This window comes from Trichocoleus sp. AS-A1, from assembly GCF_039962015.1.
Classification (GTDB): domain Bacteria; phylum Cyanobacteriota; class Cyanobacteriia; order Cyanobacteriales; family FACHB-T130; genus FACHB-T130.
The window spans coordinates 248,998-270,831 of the sequence record NZ_JAMPKG010000001.1; the positions used below are offsets into that span (position 1 = coordinate 248,998).

Sequence of the window (21,834 nt, forward strand, 5' to 3'; positions counted from 1 at the left end):
AATGAGAGATCAACCTTCCAAAGAGATAGCAAGCTATAAACAAAAAACTTTCCTGGGGGGTTTGAGTTGCAAACCTAAAAGTGGTAAAATCCTCGTTAATATAAGATTAAGTTTTATTAAATTTAAAAAAAGTTTGATTAACCTTGGAAGGGTTAAGACTCGCGATCGCTATGAAAAACTCTAAGGGTTAAGACTAGCGATCGCTGCGAAAAACTACCCAATTGTACAAACCACAATTTCTATTGATATTCATCTATTAGAATTAGCAGTTATCGATTTGAAGTGCTTGCCGCCAGCTTTGCAACCACATTCGCCAATTCATCTGGCTCAACTGGCTTCGCCAAATGCATCTGAAAGCCTGCCGAGAGAGCCTGCGTGCGGTCTTCTTCCCTCGCATAGGCAGTCAGCGCGATCGCCGGAGTCTCTCCTCCTTGGCTGGCATCCAGTTTCCGCACTTTCCCAAGCAAAGAATAGCCATCCTCGTCGGGCATCCCAATGTCACTCACCAGAACATCCGGTCTGACTTGAGGGATTCGCTCAAATGCTTCTTGTGCCGATGCCGCTGCGATCGCTTCAGCGCCATATTGTTCTAGCATGAAGGTCAGAAATTCCCGCGTGTCAGTATCATCGTCCACAACCAGTACTCGCACGCCATCGAGTAAAGCGCTGCCGACGGAGGATTCAGAACCCAATAAAACATCTTCTTCCATTGTTAGTTTTTTCGCCTCACTCTTGATAAGTGGCAATATTACTGTGAAAGTTGCTCCCTGTCCTTCGCCCGGACTTTCTGCGTAGACAGTCCCACCGTGCAGTTCTACTAAATGATGCACGATTGCCAAACCGAGTCCCAGTCCACCGTGCTTCCGAGTCGTTGAGCCATCCGCTTGTCGGAAGTAATCAAAGACATGGGGCAAAAAGTCAGCACGGATACCCTTTCCGGTGTCAAGGACTTGAATTTGGGCATAGTTGCGATTAGTCCTGAGTCCTTCATTCTTCATGAGTTCGCGTTCGTTGGCGAATGACTTTTGACCGCTGACCATTGACAGTCTTATCTCAACACGACCGCCTTCCGGCGTAAACTTAATCGCGTTTGAGAGCAAATTCCAAACAACTTGTTGTATGCGGCTGGAATCCCCCGAAACCAGCCCTACAGATGGATCGAGGAAAGACTGAAGCTGAATCGATTTCGCGTCAGCCGCCAGACGCACCGTGTCGATAGCTGCCTCAAGGGTAGAGACTAGGTTGATTGGGGAGATATTTAGACCGACTTTTCCGCGGATGATCCGCGAGACATCCAGTAAATCCTCAATTAGCTGTGTCTGCAACTTAGCATTGCGCTCGATGGTTTCAATCGCACGAGCAGTGGTAGCTTGGTCAAACTTTCGGGTGCGGAGTAGTTGCGTCCAACCGAGGATTGGGTTGAGCGGCGATCGCAACTCGTGAGAAAGTATCGCCAAGAACTCATCCTTCATGCGATTCGCTTGCTGAGATTCTTGGTAAAGCTGTGCATTATCAATCGCCGCCGATGCCATCTGAGCCATTTGTACCAGGATGGCTTCGTCCTCTTCGGTAAATTCCCCCTCGTATTTGTCGGAAAGCTGAATTAAACCGATATTTTGTCCATTGCGACCGATCAGGGGAACAGCCAGCCAACCCCGCATGGGTGGGTGGTTGTCCGCCGCCTTCCCAAAACCTCGCCAAGCTGGATGTGCTTCTAGTTCGGCTTGCGTCATCCGCATCGGGCGCTTCATGCTACAGACCAGTGCATAGATGCCAGAACCATCAGTTGTTTCACTGTAATCTCGCCACTGCGCGTACTTATCTGACAGAGAGACTGAGTTAATCGCCTGTGCCCAGTTCTCGTCTAGCGTCAAGCTTGTGACTGACTGATGTGCCCCAATAATGTCGCGGGACTGCTCCGTAATCAACCGTAGCAACTCTTCGAGAGATAGGGTTGAGTTGATGGAAACGGATGCCTCTGCGAGGCGTTGCAAACGGCTGGTATATTGCCGTTGACGGGTTAACATTTGGGCGCGTTCTAATGCGATCGCTATCTGATCGCAAACAACCTTCATCAATTCAATTTCATCCGGCTCGAAACGGATGCGGTTGCGGGTGCCAAAAGAAAGGGTTCCCATGAGCTGACCGTGGGCGAGTAACGGGTGACAAGTATAAGCTGTCATTCCCAGCGATCGCGCCATTTCTATTTTCGGGTCTGTGGATTGCTGAACGTTCTCTGCGACGAAGTGGTGACGCTCTAAAGCGACACGTCCACACACAGTTTCACCCAAATCCAACCACTCTCTTTCTTGGGAAACTTGCTCGGAAACTCCACCACAACAGTTTAAACGCAGAAGTTGTTTTTCCCGATCGACCAAGTAGTTGAAATAAACTTCAAGCCCCAGATGAGAAGAAAGTTCTTGAAATAGGTTTTCGATCAGTTCTTGCGGTCGATCGTTCAACAGTAACTTGCTTGCCGTTTCAGAGAGAAGCTTGAGCCGCTCGTGGCTTTTGTGTAGGTCTTGTTCGGCAGCTTTGCGATCGCTGCGTTCCTGGCTTTCTCGCAAAGCTCGCATGACTGATGGCACCAGTCGCTCTAGCCGTTGCTTCACCACGTAGTCTGTCGCACCGTTTTTCAGAGTGTCAATCGCCAATTCCTCGCCAATCGTCGCCGAGACAAAAATAAATGGCACATCGCAGCAAAGGGAGCGAGCGATTTTCAGCGCTGAGATGCCATCAAACGACGGCAGTGAGTAATCTGAGAGAATCAAGTCAAAAGAGTCTGTTTCTAGTGCTGTAACAAAGTCAGTGCGCGTCTCTACTTGCACCAACTCGCAGTCAATCCCACCATTGCTTAAATTCGCATAGATGAGTTCTGTATCTAGCAGACTGTCTTCGAGTAGGAGGATACGCAGTACTTTCACAGGACTCAAACCTTTTTTTGATTATTCAGCGCAACCGTGGAAATCAACATTACTGCTTAAAGCTGAAAACGAAAGTTTTGATTTTGAGTGATTAGATTTTTTTTTGATTCCAAATTTAAAACTCATAACTTAAAAATTTTTCGTTTATAATCCCTTGTTTTCATGAATAAACTCCATCATGAATGCTTAATTTCTTCTACCTGCTTAGACAGTACAGGCAATGGGTAAAGAACCAGGTGGTGGCTGATTGACGACTGCCCAAAAAAGCCCGATTTCCTTGATTGCGTTCACAAATTCATGAAAATCAACCGGCTTCACAACATAAGCATTCACCCCTAAATCGTAACTCCTAATCAGATCTTGCTCTTCCCGTGAAGAAGTCAGCATGACGATTGGGATTACTTTCATCGTAGGGTCAGACTTCAACTGTGCTAGCACTTCCAGCCCATCCACTTTGGGTAATTTTAGATCTAGCAGTACCACGACCGGATTCCCTTCAATCCGCAGCTTAAAAATCCCCCGTCGATAGAGATAATCTAGCGCTTCCTCCCCGTCGCGCACGACCACCACTTCATTCGCTAGATGGTTTTCCTCTAGCGCTGCGAGTGTTAACTCAACATCGTTGGGACTATCTTCAACTAGCAAAATTCGTTTCAATTCTTTCATTCATCCCCCTGTATCAATTAAAAATTAAAAAATTTATTGTTCTTAATTTTTAATTTTGCCTTTTTAATTTTCATGTTTTTCCTGCCAATTTTGGCAATGAGAAGTAGAAAGTTGCTCCACCCTCTACCGCACTCTCTGCCCAGGTTCGACCGCCATGACGATGGATAATTCGCTGGACGTTCGCCAATCCAATGCCAGTCCCCTCGAACTCTTGTTGGCTGTGCAGGCGCTGAAATACGCCAAAAAGTTTGTGTACGTACTGCATATCGAATCCTACGCCATTATCACGAATAAAAAAGACAACCTCAGACTCATTGTCAGTGCTGCCAATTTCTATTTCGGCATGGGTGCGTGTCTGCGTGTACTTAATAGCATTCGCCATCAGATTCTGGAGTACCAGCCGTAACATGGAAGGGTCGCCTTGGACTTCAGGTAAGTTTTCAAGTTGCCAAGTTACCGCCCGGTTATTGATTTCCGGCTCTAGATCGCGTTGGACTTCTCGAACCAGCCGATCCATATTAATCGATGCATAGCGCATCTCAGTGCGCCCCATGCGGGAAAAGGCGAGCAGTTCATCGACGAGAACTCCGGCTTGTTTAGTGGTCTGGGCAATCGTTTTGAGATAACGCAGACTGGTTTCATCGAGGGTTGTTGACCCTAGCCGTTTTAGGAGCAAGTCCACGAAACCGCTAATATGGCGAAGTGGTGCCCGCAAGTCATGGGAAACCGAGTAGGAGAAAGATTCAAGTTCTTTATTAGCAGCTTCTAGTTGAGCAGTCCGTTCTTGGACCCGTTTTTCTAACTTTTCATTGAGTTGTCGAATCGATGCTTCAGCTTCTTTGCGATCGCTAATGTCGATACACGAGCCGATATAACCCAGAAAACTGCCATCCGGTGTAAATCGGGGAATCCCAATCTCTAGAAGCCATCGGTACTCGCCATCAAAGCGTCTGAGACGATATTCCATTTTGAAATCTTGACGAGCATCAAAGGCATTTACATAAGTATCTAAAAACTGGAGATCGTCGGGATGGACTCCTTCTATCCAACCGTTGCCCATCTCTTGTTCCAAAGTCCTGCCAGTAAAGTTTAGCCAAGGTTTATTGAAGTAGTAATAGAGCTTGTCTAAACCAGACATCCAAATCAAGACGGGAGCCGTATCTGCCATTAGGCGAAAGCGTTCCTCACTTTCGATTAATGCGGCTTCAGCGTGCTTGCGATCGCTAATATTGCGGAAGTATAGCGATAGTCCTCCGGTTTCCGTAGGGTAAGCGCGGACGACAAACCAAGCGTCGAATGGTGGGTAATAGTCTTCCAGTTCCAGAGGCACTTGCTCGGCAATTACCCGCCGGTACATCTGATCGAAGCGGGTGTTGACAACTTCTGGCAACTCTTCCCAGAAGTTCTTGCCCAGAAGTTCTTCCGGGGAACGACCCAAAGTTCTGGCTCCCTCGCGGTTGACGTAGGTGAAACGCCACTCGCGGTCGAAGGCGAGAAAGCCGTCGGTGATGCTTTCGAGAATATTGGAGACTTGCTCTCTAGCGGCTTCTGCTTCCGCACGGGCGATTTGCTCTAAGGATAAAAGCACAGCGCGTTCTGCCTCTACTTGTTTGCGATCGCTAATATCCAGTACGAAAGCCACACCGTCTTGCTGAGAGTCGTTGAGCAAGGCAATCCCCAGAACAATCGGCACTCGCTTGCCGTCCCGTTGGACGTACTCTTTCTCGTAAATATTGGAAACTCCCGTTGCTAGAACCTCTGCGATCGCTCGCTCATCCAAGTGCTTGTATTCTGGGGGCGTCAGGTATCTCCAACTGATTTTTCCTACTTCGGTAAATTCTTCGCGGGTATAGCCAACCAGGCGAAGATAGGCGTCATTGGCTTCGGTGATGAAACCATCCACGTTCCAGAAGGCAATTCCGCTCAGGTTGGAGTCGAACAGCCGTCGGAAGCGCTCTTCTGAGCGACGCAACGCTTCCTCAGCCGCTTTGCGATCGCTAATATCGCTGACTAAGCCGACAAATCCTTCAACTTGCCCAAGATTGTCAAACTGGGGAATGTAAGTGGCACTGATGTAGCGGGTACCACCATCTTTATACGGGAGTTTGGTTTCGTAAGTAACTTGTTTTCCTGACAAGACTGTCTCAATATACGGACGAGTCGCTTCATAAGCGGCTTCGCCTAGAACCTCCCGAGTGTGCTTTCCATTCACTTGCGTGCCAGAATCCCCGAACCATTCTTCATAGGCTTTGTTGTGAAAGCGATAGTGCTGTTCCGAATCGATATAGGCAATCAGGGCTGGCAAGGCATTTGTAATCAGGCGGAGTTCATTTTCTTTTTTTTCCAGCGTCTCCTGCGCTTGCTTGCGTTCGGTGATGTCCCGGTAATAAATGCCCAGCCCATCTTCGGAAGGATAAGCATGGATCTCCAACCAGATGCTTAATGGCTCGTAGAACACCTCGAAATGGACAGCCACCTGCTCGGCAATTGCCCGTCGATATTCTCTCTCAACTTTCGTCCCTACTGACCAAGGCCATTGCTCCCAGTGAGTTTTCCCAACGATTTCCTCCGGCTTTTGCCCGTTGAGCCTCGCCGTTTCTTGGTTTACATAAGCGATCCGCCACTGACGATCCAAGGCGACAAACGCATCAGTGATGCTCTCTAGGATGTTCGTAACGCGACGGGTGGACTCCTGTAGGACAAACTCTGCTTGCTTGCGATCGCTGACATCGGTAATCATGGCAAGGGTGCCGAGGAATTCTCCTATGTCGCTGAAAATTGGACTGGTGCATACAATTGCCCAGAGATTCGAGCCGTCTTTACGGCGAAATTGCCAGTCATATTGAGCGGTGATGCCTGGGTTGGGTTGTGGTATTTTTTGCAGTGCCTCTCCGCGCGATGCTTCATCCACAAAGTCGAAAATTGAGAGATCGCGCATTTCCTCCACGCTATATCCCAGCATTTGCGCCATCCGCTGGTTGACGTAGTCTGTCTGTCCTTGGGTATCGATTGTCCAAATGCCTTCGTTGGCAGTATCGATGAGGCGACGATAGCGCTTCTCACTTGCCTGTAGCTTCAGCAGACTCGTCTCTAGCCGCTGTTTTGCAGTGTGTAGTTCTGAGTTCAGCGAGCTGATCAGGAACGTCACAAGAATAAATACACCCAGTCGCACTACAAGGCTCGTGCTGGCAACGTTTAAAGAATAGAGCGGCCCTAAGAAGAGGAAATTGGTAACTAAAGCCGATAAAATTGCAGCTAGCAGCCCCGGAACCATGCCACCATACCAGGCACTAATCGACACTGCTGCATAAAAGAAGGGGAAAATGAGCGGTCCCATCAGTGGCTGTAACAGGAGTGTCAGTAGCAGAGCTACCACCACACTCAATACAACCACGCCATAGCTCAAGAGTTGGGAGCGTGTTACTTTCAGCATGAACCTTTCAAGATCGAAATCCAAAGCGCACCTATCACCAAGGCTTTTTTAACCCTAAGGTAGATGACAATTTTTTGGCATTCACCTTATGGATTATTTATTGAGTTGTTATGATTCGTAATGATTAGCAGCGATCGCACTCAAAATCGCAACTCGCCACTTTTTCCCGGTATCTTTGGGTTTTAGTGTCTAAATTCACGCGAATCTCGTTCATTCAATGCGATCGCTCTGGAAATTTATTCATAAAATTTAAATTAAACTCAGTTGATAAAAACGACATGAAAACAAAAAAATACTTGGCGCATAGAGTTCGCATCTGAATAAACTTATGCAAACCCTCCGTGAAAGTTAGTCTGCTTTCATCGAACTAATCGGGGATCTGCCCAAGTAATCCGCACCATTAGCCATTCTCTTTTCCGCAATGACCACTGACGACATCGCTGAAGAATATGTCAATTTGATGGCAAAATTAATTGATTTGCCACTGGCTCCAGAACACCATCCAGGTGTGGTGGAGAATCTGAGTAAAATTGCCGCGATCGCGCAACTCGTCAACGAGTTTCCTCTGCCCGATGAAATCGAAGCCGCACCCGTGTTTCAACCATGAGCCAAGCCTATCCTGACGCTACTCAAATTGCCTATGCCGTGCGGAATTCTGAAGTTTCAGCAAAAGCCGTCGTTGCTGCTACCTTGGCGAGAATTGCCGACCAGAATCAGACGCTGAACTGTTTTACAGCTGTTACGGCTGAGACGGCAATTGCAGACGCCGAAACCATCGATCGCGCGATCGCCCGAGGCGACGATCCGGGTGTTTTGGCAGGGGTGCCTTTCGCGGTTAAAAATCTCTTCGATATCGCGGGTTTAACCACCCTCGCGGGCGCAAAAATTAACGCCGAAAATCCTCCCGCCACCCAAGACGCCACCGCTGTCGCCAAACTCAAACAAGCCGGTGCCGTTCTAGTCGGGGCGCTGAATATGGATGAGTACGCTTACGGCTTTGTCACCGAAAACAGCCACTACGGTACATCAGCAAACCCCCACGACCTGACTCGCGTTACCGGAGGTTCTTCTGGAGGTTCTGCGGCGGCTGTGGCATCTGGGTTAGTGCCGCTGACGCTGGGTTCGGATACGAACGGCTCGATCCGCGTTCCTGCGGCATTTTGCGGAGTTTTCGGCTTCAAGCCGACCTATGGGCGGTTGTCAAGAGCAGGCGCGGGATTGTTTTCGAGTAGCTTCGATCATATTGGGCCGTTTGCACGTTCTGTACGCGATTTGGCTGCCGTTTTTGATGTCTTGCAAGGGGCAGATGCCAGAGATCCGGTTTGTACAACTCGCCCCCCAGAACTGTGCTTACCGCACCTCAAACGGAGCATTGAGGGGTTGCGAATTGCCGTAGCGGATGTTTATTTTGCCCAAGGTGCAGAACCAGAAGCGTTGGAAGCAGTTGCCAATGTTGCGCGGGCGTTAGGCGTGCAAGAAACGGTCACGATTCCGGAACCCCATCGGGCAAGGGCGGCGGCGTATGTGATTACGGCGAGTGAAGGGTCGAATCTGCATTTAGCTTCCTTGCGATCGCGTCCTCAAGATTTCGATCCGGCAACCCGCGATCGCTTTCTAGCCGGTGCCCTGATTCCGGCAAGCTGGTACATTCAGGCGCAAAGATTTCGGCAATGGTACCGCGATCGCGTTCGGGAAATCTTCAGCGAGGTTGATATCATTCTCGCCCCAACCACTCCCTGCATTGCCCCTCCGATTGGACAAGAAAAAATGGCGATCGCTGGCGAGGAGGTGCTAGTCCGTCCCCACCTAGGACTCTTCACGCAACCGCTATCTTTTATTGGTTTGCCGGTTCTCTCTGTCCCCATACATCGCCCCGATGCCATGCCTTTAGGAGTGCAAATCATCGCCGCGCCTTACAACGAGACGCTGATTCTCCGGGTGGCGGCGGTACTGGAGGCACAGGGTATTATTTCAGCGCCGATTGCTAATAGCGATCGCGCTTAACCCGATACATCTCGTTATCGAGATTCAGTTTTTAGAAATCCCATCCCTGATAACGTCGGGGTACGGGGGTTTCTGATCTATCGTTGCCCAAAAGTTAAATGGTATCCCAAGAAAAAACCTCGGTTGTGTATGCCGAGGTTAATGTCTAGAGAAGAGATATCCGGTTTAGGAAAGTGTTTTAGCCGTGTTGAGCTTTTTCAAACCCCCGATCTTGCTATGGGTGTCAATCGCTCTAACAACCACTCTGTAACACTTCCACAATTCTTGAATTTTTGAAGTTTCTGCAACAGTAAAGCCATTACACCTTCGTAGGGAGCGGTTTATGTGCGATCGCTTGGATTGGCTGCTACTGCTTTCTTCGGTTTCTTGCCTGCTTTTAGCTCTTGTTTTTCGTCGAAATGCATCTCTAGTGGTTCGCCGACATACACATCAGCCTCCATAAAGAAGCTGTCGGCAGTCATACACTCATCGAGGGTTAGGGTATTCCCTTCTTTATTGGTGTATCGCATGAATGTGTAACCTCGTGTGAACCTATGTAAACTAATATAACATCTTTTTTAATTATCTTGACAGAATTTCAATTTCATAATAAAAATCATGCTTTGGGAGGAGCATCCTGATGCATGCGAATTTAGTCCCACCGCCTCAAGCTTGGGGATATGTGCGTATTCAGTCCGCCTAGTCGCCCTGACATTTTTGCTGTCATGGGGCACACTTCATGGAATTGATTAATTGTGCAAGACACACTAGGTCATTTTCCGGTAAAGATTCAGACACCGGCAGGTAAAGCACATGCTGGATCAGCCGTTGTGCATTCCCAGCTCCTTCAGTCGCTGGTTTGTCACCTGACGAAGCGTTATCTATATCTATATCTATAAAGGTCAAACTGGTATTTCCTTGAGTGGCGTCAAAACCTTGCTCTCTAAGCTTTTCCATCACCGATGGGGGATTTGAAACCAGTATGGGAACAACCCAAAACGAGTTGTACTCAGCTTTGCTTCCGGGGCAAGGAATTTCGGGTTTGAGAAGAGACAGAAATTTGCGGGCATTTTTTGACCGTCTTTCAAACCATTGGGTATCGCAGGTTCTTAATCTCCGTTTTAAAAGAACCAGCATCCGAGTCGGAGGACGATACCTAATTTTTGCCAGAATATCTCCTTGAGAAAACCCCCGTGTCATTGAGTTGATCGCGGAGTCGAGATTCTTTCCCAAGGATTTAAAAAAAACCAGTAGAGGGTAATATATCCAAGGAATGGAAAAAAGCTTTAAGCAAAAATACTTAAGGATACGTTTAAAAAACCAAGGCTCGCTCTTGGAGGGATATTGTTGCTCGATCTCTCTCATTTGTTGAGCAAGCGATCGCTCCTGAATGATAGCGATCGCTCCCCCAAGTGCCGTGCAGGACTTGATCGGGCCAAAACTAAATAAACTTACATCTGCGTCCTGATAACCGTGATATTTGTCACCGGCAAAAGCTTGGGCACAATCCTCTACTAAGAAAATCTGGTGTTTCTTGCACAGTTCGCCATAAGGCTCCAGATTGATAATTGAGCCGAATAAATGTGCCACAATCAAAACTTTACTTTTTTCCGAAATCAGAGATTCCAATAATTTCAGATCGGGTGCAAGCGTATCTAAGGAAATATCAACGGGTATCGGCACTAACCCATACCGTTTCACCACATCAACCATATCCCGAATATTGACACCACTCATCAACACTTCCGACCCAGCAGGAAGGTTTAATGACTGTAGCAGCAGATCGAGAGCTGTTCTAACTGAAAGTGTAACTAGAACCTTGCTACATTCATCAATTTGCTCGTCCCATCCACTCTTACACCCAGGCTTAGAAAGAATTTTGACGCGATCGTATTGTGTTTCTAAAAGTTCTCGCCCCAGCCAATCAAGTTGAATTTCTCGGATGATTTGCTCTCTGTTTGGGAAGTAAAGAAAGGAAAAAAGACTTGCTATAAGGTCGGCAAAGCTAATATGCAGATGCAATCTAGGATAAACTTTCAACCTTGTTACAGGCGACTTTAAGCTCGACGCTAACGATAAGTTGGTTGTCACATCTTTCACCAGTCGCATTACCCGCCCGGAGCTTAATTCCTGGCTAACAGAATCAAGTCTTCTAAGAGAAGACTGCCTAAGAATTTTAGTTTATTTCAATGGACTTGAGCGATGAGCCTTGAACTTGAGTTTAAGGCGGACTTGGGGCTACACAAAGAGCGCACTCCAAGCACTTCAATTACTTTCCCAAACAATCCTGCTACTTGGTCGCGACACCGGCGATTTGAGGGCTAACAATGGGGAAATCGATCTCAAACTTCTCGTAATTGAGGCGGTCAAAACCAGCGTTTTCCAATGCTACCCAAGTTTCTCGGTCTGGGTTGCAACCATCGGCAAGAAATTTCCACCCTGGACGCACTCCCTCCTGTACCCGTCGCAAGAAAGTACCTTGGGGTGCGGCGACGTGTTCGAGAAACAAGAAGCGCCCGCCGGGTTTGAGAACTCGCAAGATTTCATGGAAAGTTGCCGTTAAATCCGGCACCGAACACAAGACAAGGGTACTAACGACTGCATCGATACTGTTATCTTCAGCTTCCAGTCGTTGGGCGCTAATACTGCGGATATCGGGATTGTTTAAGCCATTTCGTTCGGCTTCTTTTCGCAGATAAGGATGCATATACGGGTTCGGCTCGATTCCAATCCAGCGAATGTCTTTTGGATAATAAGGGAAGTTAGCACCCGTTCCTGGGCCAATTTCCAACACATCGCCGTGCAAGTCAGAAAATAGATCGCGCTTGCGATCGCTTACCAGTTTTTCATATCCAGCGTTGCCTTTGGATAGCAACCACGCAAATAAGCGCTTATTCCAGCAACAGGGACAGCTTTGCATTTGTAACTCCATAGAAATTTCTTATTATCTACTAGCTGCTGACCGAGTGCTGAGTGGCTGTGCTGGGCGGCTATAAAAATACCCTAGGGGCATGGCAATACCATATCCCTAGGGAACACGAACTTTATACGTTATTTAAGCCCGATTCCTTATTCAATCGTCAACTTAAATGTGTATCTGGAATTGGTCAGCTTATAAGGCTGTGCAACCACAACCCGATAATCGCCTGTTGATGTTGCCTCGAAATAAATATTTTGTGGGTGTTCCATCACTTCTCCGTTAGGCCAAACGAAGGTGAAGCCAGACAGTCCTTCGTCGTTGTTATCGGCACCTACGCGATCGCCTTCCCAGGTTATTTCTGTAATAATTGTTTGACCTTTCCGTGCCCTGAAAGTATAGATGTCTTTTTTGCCTAGGGGCACCGCTCCCTTAATCGTAGTAGAGCTTCTCCCCCGTGCAAACTGTACGCGCCGGTTGACGCCGGTTTGGGGTTGGGCGGCTATTTGGAGGGTAGTATTGCCTACGTTAGTCTTAGAAACATGAATACCGGAAGCGTTGTTAGTGAGTGCTGTCGCCCATGCTTGGGAGTTCAACAATAGAAATGCCCCTGCACCGAGTAGCGCCAGCGTTGAAACATATTTGTAATTAAATATACGAAGACCGAATGCCATGTGTTAACCTTCCTTTGAACTGAAGACGAGTTGTCGGCATCTGCACTTAGCACCCTTCAACTGCCTGCTTTTTGGTTCTTCAAATCGACGAAAAGCATTTCCAGAAATCAGGCAAAACCAAGGCTCGTTAGGGTTACAGAGCTTTACAGAGCGTATGTGCGCGGGGAAGGAAAATAGTCATTAGACGCAGGAATGACCAATGGCAATGATGAAAACTTACGACTGGATTGTTGTCGGCGGCGGCATTACAGGCGCGGCGCTGGCTTACGAACTGGCAATCAAAGGCTTTTCGGTTCTTTTGTTAGAGCAACACGCCTCACTGCAAGGTGCCACTCGCTATAGTTATGGTGGAATTGCCTACTGGTCAGGGACGACTGAGTTGACGCGACAGTTATGTGCTGAGGGGATTGAGCGTCACCGCATTTTATCTGAGGAATTAGACACCGATACTCAGTTCCGCGAATTAGATTTAATTTTGACCATTGGTACTGATGACGATCCGGAGAAAGTTGCTGCCAACTACGCTGAGTTTGCAATTCCGCCTCGGTTACTCAGCGTTGCAGAAGCTTGCGAGATGGAACCGCTACTCAATCCAGATGCGATCGCTGCTGCTTTAACGGTTCGTCACGGTCACATTGAACCCGAAAAAATAACTCAAGGTTACACTCAAGCTTTTCGCCGCGCTGGGGGTGAGGTGCAAATCGATCGGGTAGTGGAACTACTCGGCACAGGCTCAAAGATTCAGGGAGTCAAAACCCCAACGGCAACCTACCACGCTGCCAAAACGGTTATTTGTGCCGGTGCCATGAGTCGGCAGTTACTCAAAGCTGCGGGGATTCCCATCCGTTTGTATTTCACCCATACCGAACTCATCGAAACGCCACCCGTTGATGTACAGTTGCAGACAACGGTGATGCCAGCAGAAATCAAACGCTTTCAACTAGAAGCGGAAGCAACTATCCCTGAACGCGATCGCTTCTGGGATGAACCCGATTATGAGCCTGTTCCACCGATTCTAGATGCGGGTGCGATTCAGTTCAAAGATGGCAGTTTACGCATCGGTCAAATTAGCCGCGCGATCGCGAACCCCGACGCTAAAATTGATGCGACCCAAAGTGAAGCGAACCTTCGTGCTGCGGTTGGTAAAATCTTACCAGCACTAGAGAATCTACCCGGAAAGTGGCATCACTGCTTGGTTGCGTTTAGTAGCGATCGCCTTCCCTTAGTCGGCGCACTCAATAACGTGGACGGTGCTTATCTCTTCTCCGGATTTTCAAATCCCTTGGTATTCGTGCCATCCTTAGCCAAGCATTTTGCTAGTTGGGCAGCAGGTCAAGAAGACGAGGTTCTCACCCAATTATCGCCGCTACAGTTGTAGCGATACAATCCCTATTAGTCTGCGTAGGCAGGCTTTGTTTGTATAGCCGCGACTTCAATCGTCAGGCGTTTTTACTATGACAACCACGAGTTTATTGATTTTTGCGATCGCTGGACTCTTTGCCGGAATTCTTGCGGGATTTTTAGGCATTGGCGGTGGTACGGTTCTTGTCCCCTTATTAGTCGCTTTGAAATACACACCCGTGCAAGCGGTTGGCACCAGTAGCCTAGCAATTTTAATTACGGCAATTTCTGGCAGTGTCCAAAACTGGCGGATGGGGTTATTCAGCTTCAAAAGAGTGATTGCCATTGGATTTCCTGCTGTAGTCACTGCACAAATTGGTGCTTATTTAGCTACCCAATTCCGTCCTTATTTACTGCTAGCAGCTTTTGGATTATTGCTACTTTTAAATATTTACTTAGTTGAACTACGCAAGCAGCTAACAATCAAGAAGAAGCAGGAAGAAGAACAGGAACTAAAAACTCCAGGTAGCCACGATACCATCCCTAAAAATTCAAACATCTTCTTCAATCCAAATTTTGCCAGAATTGCCACTGGCAGCGCTGCTGGGATACTCGCAGGTTTATTTGGGGTTGGTGGCGGTGTAATTATGGTGCCGCTGCAAATTTTACTTTTAGGAGAAACCATCAAAGTCGCCATTCAAACCAGTTTAGGTGTCATCGTTATTACAGCTATATCAGCGACTATCGGACACGCTTTCAGAGGCAATGTTTTGTTAGTTGAAGGACTTCTTTTAGGATGTGGTGGTTTCTTGGGGGCGCAAATAAGCACGCGCTTTCTACCCAAATTGCCCGATGAAGTCGTCAGTTTAGCCTTTCGCACCTTGCTAGGGATTTTATCTATTTATGTCTTTTGGCAAGCATGGCAAAACTATAACAATTTTAAAATTTAAGCTTATATAAAAACTGTTTTTAGATAAGTTGAAACTTTAAATTACAATAATTACCTTTCTCTATTTATTGAATTTATTTGTATTGATAACGAGCCTGGTTTAGTTATCAGATACGAGCGGTTCAGACCCCCGACTTCTGGGAGAAGTCGGGGATCTCGCCTTCACTAATAACTCGTAACTAATAACTAAGCAGACAAACCGTTTCTTTCTCTTAAACCTTTAGCAAGCGACAAGCGCATCTGAACGATTCAGAACTCTTAAATCCTCCTCATCCAACTCGACGGGGACGCCGCTGCGAATCAGTTCCACAAAGTCCTCGTTGGGAACCATAAAGCACAGCGTATACAAGCGATCGCAACCTGTATTTTCAATTTTATGAATCCCCGTCGGCGGTACTAATAAGCTGTCTCCAGGGCAAATCGGGACGGTTTTGCCGTCGCAAGTCGCTAGCCCTTGCCCCTTGAGGACAAAAAACATCTCCACAGCCATTTGGTGACGATTGGGAGGAGTTTTCCCACCAATATCAAAAATTTCTACACAAAAAGTTAATGAAACGTTAGCGCTTGCCGGATCGAAGACAATCGCTAACCGATTGCTATCCTCAGGACTGATGCGAAAGGCTTGATAGTCTCTGGGAGACTTGACGATCGGAATCATGCAACGGGACGAGTCCATCGGGCATTTCTCCTCTAAAAGAGAGCGATTTGGCTAATGGCTAATTGTTCGTTACCATTGGCGATTAGCATTAGCGGTTAGCCAACTTAATTGCTTCTACGATAGCTTGAGAATCTGCCACGAAACCAAAACACTGTTTTACGTTATAAAGGGTGGCTTGCCAGCAATACTCTGGGGATGTGGTAGCAGTACCATCTTTCACCAAAATGCAGTCATAGCCGAGAAAGTTAGCATCTTGCAGCGTTGCCATCACGCACTGATCTGCATTGACTCCGGCAAAGAACAAAGTCGTTTTTCCCAGGTTCCGCAAGATGCTGTCGAGAGGTGTATCCCAAAAACCGCTCATCCGGTACTTATCGACGCGGATATCTTCCGGGTTTGGTTCCAATTCATCCACCACCGCCGCCGCCCAACTGCCCACCATCAGCACTGGCGAACCATTCGCGGGCAACGGATCTCCTAAACCCACGCCATCGCCAGTGGGATTATAAACATGGCGTACACTGGCGCTGATATTCAGTAAGTCGGGACGGTTCCCCCAGTTAACCCAAATCACCGGAACGTTTGCCGTTCGCAATTCTGGCAACAGCGTTTTAAGCGGATTGATGGGAGTTCGGGCGGGTGTCACGTCTACGCCAATGTGGGCTAGCCAGCCATCGGGATGACAGAAATCATTCTGCATATCAATCACCAAAATTGCGGCTTTTGCCAAATCTAGGCGTAGCGTCTTGGTTTCTGTGGCTAGGGTGACAACTTGCGGTTTTAAAGGCGGGCGCGTGATATCAGCAATTTCCGCATCAACTGCCCAAGCATTCGGCGGCACACCCAAGGTACGGAGGGGTCGATTCATAGGGAGAGTGCAAGGGGGCAATCTTGAGGAATACTACTTTTTCTGCCCAGGACTCTTAAATTTTTCTATTTCTTAACTTCAAGGGAAAATGCGCGAGTTATAAACTTACAGAAGGTTTGGGCATACCCGATTGACCTGTTCCTGCTTACTTGCACAACCTCCTCACTTCCCCACCAGCAAGAGTAAGATCGGAAATAATTTTTAATCCCAAAAGGCAAAATTCCCCTTCTCCGTACCCCCCTCTATCTCCCCGCCAGCAGAGGGAAGATAAGGAATAAATTTTATTCAGGAGGGTTGGGGTGGGGTTCCGGAACTAGAATGAAACGATCTTGTTGCTTAAACCACCATCGGTAACTCTTGAAAGCTACTTTTTAGTAAAGTTTTGTCTTCCTCGGCGCGGAGGAGTTCCATTACCCGATCCTTATAATCCTGAAACAGAGGATTGCACTTAATGTCATAAGTGCGATCGCTTGGGAGTTTTATACTTAATTCTTCTTTAACCGTACCTGGACGCGAACTCAGCACATAGATGCGTTGAGATAGAAACACTGCTTCCTCAACATCGTGAGTAATCATAAATATTGTTGTCCGCGTGCGTTGCCAGACTTCTAGTAAAAATTGCTGCATCGCTTCTTTCGTCTGCACATCCAACGCCCCAAACGGTTCATCCATCAGTAAAATTTTCGGTTGCGAGGCTAAAGCACGCGCGATCGCGACCCGTTGCTTCATCCCACCTGAAAGTTCCTTTGGAAGTGACTTGGCAAACCCAGACAACCCAACCACGTCCAGATAATAAGCCACCCGTCGCCGTCGTTCTACCGAGGAGACACCTTGCAGCTTTAAACCAAATCCCACGTTCTCTGCAACCGTCATCCACGGATATAGCGTATAGCTTTGGAACACCATTCCCCGGTCAGGGCCAGGTCCCGTCACGCGCACCCCATCGACCAAAACTTCCCCCGCCGTGGGAGTATCCAATCCAGCAATCAACCGTAGCAATGTTGACTTACCAGAACCCGAAGCACCTACCGCACAGATACATTCTCCCTCTTCAATCTGCAAATTGATATCTTTGAGAGCAACGAGCGAACCGCGTCGAATTGGAAATTGTTTATGGAGTTGAGAAACTTGCAAATGCATAATGAGTGATAATTTTAAGTTTTTAGATTGAGTTGCCCACTCTAATCGTCATTGGTCACTAGCACCGAACGAATCCTTCAAAACCAATGACTGCTTACTTCTTTTCTTAATCATTAGCCCACTTACAAGACACGCGCAGTAACAATCGAAACAAAAGGTCGATCGTCAAACCAATCAAGCCAATTACAATCAGTCCCGCAAAAATTTCATCGGTCTTGAGAAATCTTTGGGCGACACTAATACGGCGACCCAAGCCTTCTGTCGCTGCCACCAACTCGGACACGATGACTAAGTTCCAAGAAGCTGCCATATTGACGCGACCCGCATCGATAATACTCGGAAGAATAAAGGGAAAAATTACTTGCAATAAAACTTGCTTTCGCTGACCGCCCAAGGTGTAGGAAGTTTCCAATAGCTCTTTCGGTACAAACTTCACCGCATCCATCACCATGAGCGTGTTAAAAAATAGCGTTCCGATGAAAATCAGCAGAATTTTTGGTTCTTCTCCCAGACCAAAATACAAAATTAGTAAGGGAATAAAAGCCGGTGCTGGCATATAACGCACAATGCCAATAATCGGTTCCATCAGCGCTCGAATGCTGGAAAAAGTTCCCATCAGTATCCCTAAGGGAATTGCAATCAGCGCCGCCAGAGAAAAGCCACTCAGAACGCGAAACAGGCTATAGGCAATATCTTTTTGCAAATCGCCAGTTGCTAAAAGCCTCTGAAAAGCGCCCCAAACTTGAGCGGGAGTCGGCAAAAATAAAGGTGCGACTATCCCAGCATTGGAGACTATCCACCAAAGAGCAACCGGGATGCAAATTGACAGAACCATTAAAGTCCATGCCAATTTTTTAGGAATCTCCTCACCAATGCGCCAGAAGACGCTAGGCGATAACATTTTACGAGGACGAGCGGAATTATTTTCCGGCAAATCTTCAGCGTAGCGGTTCATGATTTTTGCTTTGCCGCGTAGGCTTTGATAAACTGATCGTCAAATATTTGGGTGAGATTCGGAGCCTGTTTAGCTAACTTAGCCTCAACTAAAAATTTGCTAATTTCTTGAGCGGCGTAACTCAAAGAGGTCATGTCATTACCGGGACTAAATGCTTTCAAGTTGTCTTCAATGCTGAAGATTTTCGTCCCGGCTTCGTATTTCTTGTATTCATCAACCGTGACCCCAGCCCGTTTTGCCATCGCGGCGTAAGCTTTGTCAGGATTGGTGCGGATAAACGCCAAGGTATCGAACCATGTATTGACCAAAGCTTGCACGTCTTGAGGACGTTCGTTAATCAGTTTTCGACTGACTGTTAAATGATCGGGAATTGCTCCTGGAAAGTCCTTAGAACTGAATAACTCTTTACTTCCAGCACGTTCTAATGCCTTGCTGGTAAACGGTGCAAAAACTCCAACTGCATCCACTTGACCCGCAACAAAAGCAGCTGAGGCTGCGCCGGTTTCTAAAGGCTGAAAAGTAATATCAGCCTGGGTTAAACCCGCTTTTTTCAGTCCGAGAAGTAGCAAGAAATGATCGACGGTTCCTTCTTCAGCAGCGATTTTTTTCCCTTTGAGGTCGGCAATACTATTGATACCTTCCCGAACAATAATTTTATCGTTGCCTGTTGAATTGTCATTAACTAATACAATCACTTGATCGGAACCAGCAGCCACTGAGCTGATCGTGTCATTCAAGGTTTGGGTATTCGCGCTGAGCTGACCAGCATTGAGGGCGTTAATGGAATCTAAATAGCCATCAAACCACTTCAAATTCACATTAACTTTGTTCGCGTCAAACAGCTTTTCTTCCTGAGCCACCTGCCAGGGCAACCACCCAGGCCAGACACTGAAACCCATTTGAATTGTTTCAGTTTTTGAGGATGTAGCGGTTTGCTGGGGGTTAGCACAACTAACCGTAATGACGAGGCTGAGCAAAAAGACTGAGAATAGAGAAAGGAACTGGCGGGTCTTCATTGAGTCTCACTCTTTACTAGCAGGCTCATTAGGCGAGTAGCATTTCTGTTGCCGCAGCAGATGAACGTTGATTTAAAACTTGCGATTTTACCCAATCAAACCAATTTTCTAATCCCTCACCTGTCTTGGCAGAAACCGCAATAATTGTCACATGAGGGTTCATCTGACGGACGTTAGCGGCAATCCGATTAATATCAATATCGAGATAAGGAGCCAAATCGATCTTGGTAATTAACAAACAATCCGCTTCTTGAAACATGACCGGATACTTGAGGGGTTTATCTTCTCCTTCAGTCACGCTCAACAAAGCAACTTTAACGTGTTCTCCTACTTCAAACTCAGCAGGACAAACTAAATTACCGACATTTTCAACTAGCACTAAATCAAAATCCGAAGGATTATATTGGTGTTCTAGTTGATGAATTCCCCCAGCTACCATCTTGGAATCCAAGTGGCAGGAACGCCCCGTATTAATTGCAATTACAGGGACTCCAGATTGACGCAAACGGTCGGCATCCAACTCCGTCGTCATATCCCCTTCAATTACGGCGATTTTTAAATCATCCGTCAAAACCGCAAGCGATCGCTCTAACAGTGCTGTTTTACCTGCCCCAGGACTACTCATAATATTGAAACAAGTAATCCCCCACTCATCGAAATGCGCTCGGTTATGATCGGCTCCTTTCTGATTAGCATGGAGCAAGTTAATTCCCAATGCAGCGTCAAATGTTTGATGCATAAGCGTTTTTCTGTACCTCGTCAAAACTATACTCAATTCGGTCAATTTTTAGTTCTCTACCTGAGCGAATATCCTCCATCGGTGAGTCACACTCAGGGCAGCCGTATTGCAATCCAACTTGGGGTGCATATTCTTGTTGGCAGCGGTGACAAAAGGCAATCAGCGGTGTTTCCTGAATTACCAGTTCTACCCCTTCTAAAAAGGTGTTGCCAGTCTGTACTTCAAAAGCAAATTTTAGACTGACAGGTTCGACACAAGTGAACTTACCAACAATTAAGTGAATCTGGGTAATCTGGGGGCGCTCAGTCTGGGATTCCCACCAGTCTTTTACTGTGAAAATGAGCGCCTTTGTCATGTCAGTTTCGTGCAAGGCTCAACTCCACTCTGCAACTAATTCTGGTTGGGCGTAGGGGTGAATGTATGCGGCTTTTTCTTTTCGAGGTAACTGTCCTGACAGCACTAGATGCGCCATCGTGTCGCAAATCACTCGCGTTGCCATCAAAGATGTCATGTCGCTGATGTCGTAAGGGGGCGATACTTCCACCACCTCAAGCCCGCAAACGGGTGCTTTCTGAACAATTTTGCCCAGCATATAAAGAGCCTCGCGGGGTAATAATCCACCTGGTTCAGGCCAACCCGTTCCTGGGACAAAACCGGCATCAATGCAGTCAATATCAAAGCTGATATAAACGCAGTCGGTTCCGTCTAAAGCTCTTTCTAGAGCGAAGTTTACCGCTGCATCCAAACCCATTTCTGTGATGTCTGTAACTGTCAGAATATTTGTGGCTCGTTCTCGACAGACTTTTACACCTTGACGCGGCACTTGCCAGCCGCCGATTCCTAATTGCACGAGGTTTTTTGGATTGGCATTTTTGATGTTTGTGGCATGGAACCAAGGGCAGGTGTGCATGCGCTCATCGAGGTCTGTTTCCTGGGTATCGACGTGGCGATCGAAGTGAATAATCCCCAGTTTTTTATCGCCTAAATGGCGACAAACTCCCCGCACTGTGGGATAGCCAATTGAATGATCGCCTCCCAAAATAATTGGGAAAGCACCAGAACTAAAGATATGAGCAATTCCTTTAGAAATTTGGTCAAATGACTTTTCGTTATTTCCGGGAATTGTGAAAATATCTCCAACATCACACAGGGTAATTTGCTCTCGCAAATCAACGCCTAATTCAAAGTTATAGGGCGTATACAAAGCCGAAATCCGCCGAATTCCTTGAGGACCAAACCGGGTTCCAGGTCGGTAGGTGGTGCCAGAATCATGCGGTACGCCTACAATTGCAACATCGTATTCACCCACTTTTCGCACATCTTCTATATAAGGTGCTTTCAGGAAGGTGTTAATACCTGCGTAGTGGGGAAGTTCGCCGCGAGAGAAGGTAGAAATAGAGCGATCGCGTATACTTTCTGCTGCCTCTAATCCAAACTCTAACCCTTTTGCAACCTCCTGTTGCCAGCCTGTCATTGGCAGATGGGTTTCTTTCTCTAAGGCGCGACTCGCTTCAGTAGACGGCGGCTGAAAATCCGAATTCGAGTTTTGAGAATTTATGTCAGTCATGTTT

At 47.2% G+C, this 21,834-nt stretch carries 19 protein-coding genes; 4 read left to right on the forward strand and 15 right to left on the reverse strand.

Annotated features, from left to right (window positions below; all coding sequences use genetic code 11):
- Nucleotides 1-269 precede the first annotated feature (269 nt).
- The 3 genes from NC994_RS01155 to NC994_RS01165 form a co-directional block, all read right to left on the reverse strand.
- Entirely contained in the window at nt 270-2,924 is a 2,655-nt protein-coding gene (locus tag NC994_RS01155; RefSeq protein ID WP_190436365.1) for a response regulator, read from the reverse strand.
- Between the two features lie 204 nt (nt 2,925-3,128).
- Nucleotides 3,129-3,590, reverse strand: coding sequence for a response regulator (locus NC994_RS01160; protein WP_190436369.1), 462 nt, complete (start codon nt 3,588-3,590; stop codon nt 3,129-3,131).
- Between the two features lie 70 nt (nt 3,591-3,660).
- Entirely contained in the window at nt 3,661-7,023 is a 3,363-nt protein-coding gene (locus tag NC994_RS01165) for a PAS domain S-box protein (RefSeq protein ID WP_190436372.1), read from the reverse strand.
- A 421-nt stretch (nt 7,024-7,444) separates the two neighbouring features.
- Here NC994_RS01165 and NC994_RS01170 point away from each other — a divergent pair, with 421 nt between their 5' ends.
- Together NC994_RS01170 and NC994_RS01175 are read left to right on the forward strand one after the other, a co-directional pair.
- Nucleotides 7,445-7,630: a DUF4089 domain-containing protein gene (locus NC994_RS01170; RefSeq protein ID WP_190411431.1), complete on the forward strand. Its 186-nt coding sequence runs from the start codon at nt 7,445-7,447 to the stop codon at nt 7,628-7,630.
- Complete coding sequence (locus NC994_RS01175; protein ID WP_190436375.1) at nt 7,627-9,027, forward strand: AtzE family amidohydrolase; 1,401 nt, start codon at nt 7,627-7,629, stop codon at nt 9,025-9,027. The genes NC994_RS01170 and NC994_RS01175 overlap by 4 nt, the downstream gene beginning before the upstream one ends.
- 320 nt (nt 9,028-9,347) lie before the next feature.
- Here NC994_RS01175 and NC994_RS01180 read toward each other — a convergent pair whose 3' ends face one another.
- From NC994_RS01180 to NC994_RS01195, 4 genes are all read right to left on the reverse strand, one after another.
- Nucleotides 9,348-9,536 (reverse strand): hypothetical protein, encoded by a 189-nt coding sequence (locus tag NC994_RS01180; protein WP_190411487.1) that lies wholly within the window; start codon nt 9,534-9,536, stop codon nt 9,348-9,350.
- Nucleotides 9,537-9,729: 193 nt separating this feature from the next.
- Complete coding sequence (locus NC994_RS01185; RefSeq protein ID WP_190436378.1) at nt 9,730-11,115, reverse strand: DegT/DnrJ/EryC1/StrS family aminotransferase; 1,386 nt, start codon at nt 11,113-11,115, stop codon at nt 9,730-9,732.
- 181 nt (nt 11,116-11,296) lie between these two features.
- The gene (locus NC994_RS01190) at nt 11,297-11,926 is read right to left on the reverse strand and encodes a class I SAM-dependent methyltransferase (protein WP_190429630.1); all 630 of its coding nucleotides are present in this window, start codon (nt 11,924-11,926) and stop codon (nt 11,297-11,299) included.
- 149 nt (nt 11,927-12,075) lie between these two features.
- On the reverse strand, nt 12,076-12,597 hold the full coding sequence (locus NC994_RS01195; protein WP_190436382.1) for a hypothetical protein: 522 nt from the start codon (nt 12,595-12,597) through the stop codon (nt 12,076-12,078).
- A gap of 208 nt (nt 12,598-12,805) precedes the next feature.
- On the opposite strand from NC994_RS01195, the gene NC994_RS01200 reads away from it, so the two are divergent.
- A complete protein-coding gene (locus tag NC994_RS01200; RefSeq protein WP_190436630.1) occupies nt 12,806-13,975 on the forward strand; it encodes an FAD-binding oxidoreductase in 1,170 nt (389 codons plus the stop codon).
- A gap of 76 nt (nt 13,976-14,051) precedes the next feature.
- Complete coding sequence (locus NC994_RS01205) at nt 14,052-14,888, forward strand: sulfite exporter TauE/SafE family protein (protein WP_190411427.1); 837 nt, start codon at nt 14,052-14,054, stop codon at nt 14,886-14,888.
- Between the two features lie 219 nt (nt 14,889-15,107).
- Here the strand turns inward: NC994_RS01205 and NC994_RS01210 are convergent, their stop codons facing one another.
- From NC994_RS01210 to speB, 8 genes are all read right to left on the reverse strand, one after another.
- The gene (locus NC994_RS01210) at nt 15,108-15,563 is read right to left on the reverse strand and encodes a cupin domain-containing protein (RefSeq protein WP_190411425.1); all 456 of its coding nucleotides are present in this window, start codon (nt 15,561-15,563) and stop codon (nt 15,108-15,110) included.
- 70 nt (nt 15,564-15,633) lie between these two features.
- Nucleotides 15,634-16,413, reverse strand: coding sequence for a cysteine hydrolase family protein (locus tag NC994_RS01215; RefSeq protein WP_190411424.1), 780 nt, complete (start codon nt 16,411-16,413; stop codon nt 15,634-15,636).
- 336 nt (nt 16,414-16,749) lie between these two features.
- Nucleotides 16,750-17,553 carry an ABC transporter ATP-binding protein gene (locus tag NC994_RS01220; RefSeq protein ID WP_190411423.1) on the reverse strand — a complete coding sequence of 268 codons (804 nt, stop codon included), beginning with the start codon at nt 17,551-17,553 and terminating at the stop codon, nt 16,750-16,752.
- A gap of 106 nt (nt 17,554-17,659) precedes the next feature.
- The gene (locus NC994_RS01225; RefSeq protein ID WP_190411422.1) at nt 17,660-18,508 is read right to left on the reverse strand and encodes an ABC transporter permease; all 849 of its coding nucleotides are present in this window, start codon (nt 18,506-18,508) and stop codon (nt 17,660-17,662) included.
- Complete coding sequence (locus NC994_RS01230; protein WP_190436385.1) at nt 18,505-19,524, reverse strand: ABC transporter substrate-binding protein; 1,020 nt, start codon at nt 19,522-19,524, stop codon at nt 18,505-18,507. The genes NC994_RS01225 and NC994_RS01230 overlap by 4 nt, the downstream gene beginning before the upstream one ends.
- Before the next feature lie 28 nt (nt 19,525-19,552).
- Complete coding sequence (hypB, locus tag NC994_RS01235; RefSeq protein WP_190436388.1) at nt 19,553-20,263, reverse strand: hydrogenase nickel incorporation protein HypB; 711 nt, start codon at nt 20,261-20,263, stop codon at nt 19,553-19,555.
- Nucleotides 20,247-20,633, reverse strand: a complete 387-nt coding sequence (gene hypA / locus NC994_RS01240) for a hydrogenase maturation nickel metallochaperone HypA (protein ID WP_199299643.1) — start codon at nt 20,631-20,633, stop codon at nt 20,247-20,249. Before hypA ends, hypB begins: the two co-directional genes overlap by 17 nt.
- 3 nt (nt 20,634-20,636) lie before the next feature.
- Nucleotides 20,637-21,830 (reverse strand): agmatinase, encoded by a 1,194-nt coding sequence (speB, locus tag NC994_RS01245; RefSeq protein WP_190411419.1) that lies wholly within the window; start codon nt 21,828-21,830, stop codon nt 20,637-20,639.
- Nucleotides 21,831-21,834: the final 4 nt, after the last annotated feature.

Bases quoted from the DNA above. Each gene is read 5' to 3' on its own strand.
- NC994_RS01160 (WP_190436369.1), bottom strand. From the start codon at position 3,590: ATGAAAGAATTGAAACGAATTTTGCTAGTTGAAGATAGTCCCAACGAT.
- NC994_RS01165 (WP_190436372.1), bottom strand. From the start codon at position 7,023: ATGCTGAAAGTAACACGCTCCCAACTCTTGAGCTATGGCGTGGTTGTA.
- NC994_RS01170 (WP_190411431.1), top strand. From the start codon at position 7,445: ATGACCACTGACGACATCGCTGAAGAATATGTCAATTTGATGGCAAAA.
- NC994_RS01175 (WP_190436375.1), top strand. From the start codon at position 7,627: ATGAGCCAAGCCTATCCTGACGCTACTCAAATTGCCTATGCCGTGCGG.
- NC994_RS01180 (WP_190411487.1), bottom strand. From the start codon at position 9,536: ATGCGATACACCAATAAAGAAGGGAATACCCTAACCCTCGATGAGTGT.
- NC994_RS01185 (WP_190436378.1), bottom strand. From the start codon at position 11,115: ATGCGACTGGTGAAAGATGTGACAACCAACTTATCGTTAGCGTCGAGC.
- NC994_RS01190 (WP_190429630.1), bottom strand. From the start codon at position 11,926: ATGCAAAGCTGTCCCTGTTGCTGGAATAAGCGCTTATTTGCGTGGTTG.
- NC994_RS01195 (WP_190436382.1), bottom strand. From the start codon at position 12,597: ATGGCATTCGGTCTTCGTATATTTAATTACAAATATGTTTCAACGCTG.
- NC994_RS01200 (WP_190436630.1), top strand. From the start codon at position 12,806: ATGAAAACTTACGACTGGATTGTTGTCGGCGGCGGCATTACAGGCGCG.
- NC994_RS01205 (WP_190411427.1), top strand. From the start codon at position 14,052: ATGACAACCACGAGTTTATTGATTTTTGCGATCGCTGGACTCTTTGCC.
- NC994_RS01210 (WP_190411425.1), bottom strand. From the start codon at position 15,563: ATGGACTCGTCCCGTTGCATGATTCCGATCGTCAAGTCTCCCAGAGAC.
- NC994_RS01215 (WP_190411424.1), bottom strand. From the start codon at position 16,413: ATGAATCGACCCCTCCGTACCTTGGGTGTGCCGCCGAATGCTTGGGCA.
- NC994_RS01220 (WP_190411423.1), bottom strand. From the start codon at position 17,553: ATGCATTTGCAAGTTTCTCAACTCCATAAACAATTTCCAATTCGACGC.
- NC994_RS01225 (WP_190411422.1), bottom strand. From the start codon at position 18,508: ATGAACCGCTACGCTGAAGATTTGCCGGAAAATAATTCCGCTCGTCCT.
- NC994_RS01230 (WP_190436385.1), bottom strand. From the start codon at position 19,524: ATGAAGACCCGCCAGTTCCTTTCTCTATTCTCAGTCTTTTTGCTCAGC.
- hypB (WP_190436388.1), bottom strand. From the start codon at position 20,263: ATGCATCAAACATTTGACGCTGCATTGGGAATTAACTTGCTCCATGCT.
- speB (WP_190411419.1), bottom strand. From the start codon at position 21,830: ATGACTGACATAAATTCTCAAAACTCGAATTCGGATTTTCAGCCGCCG.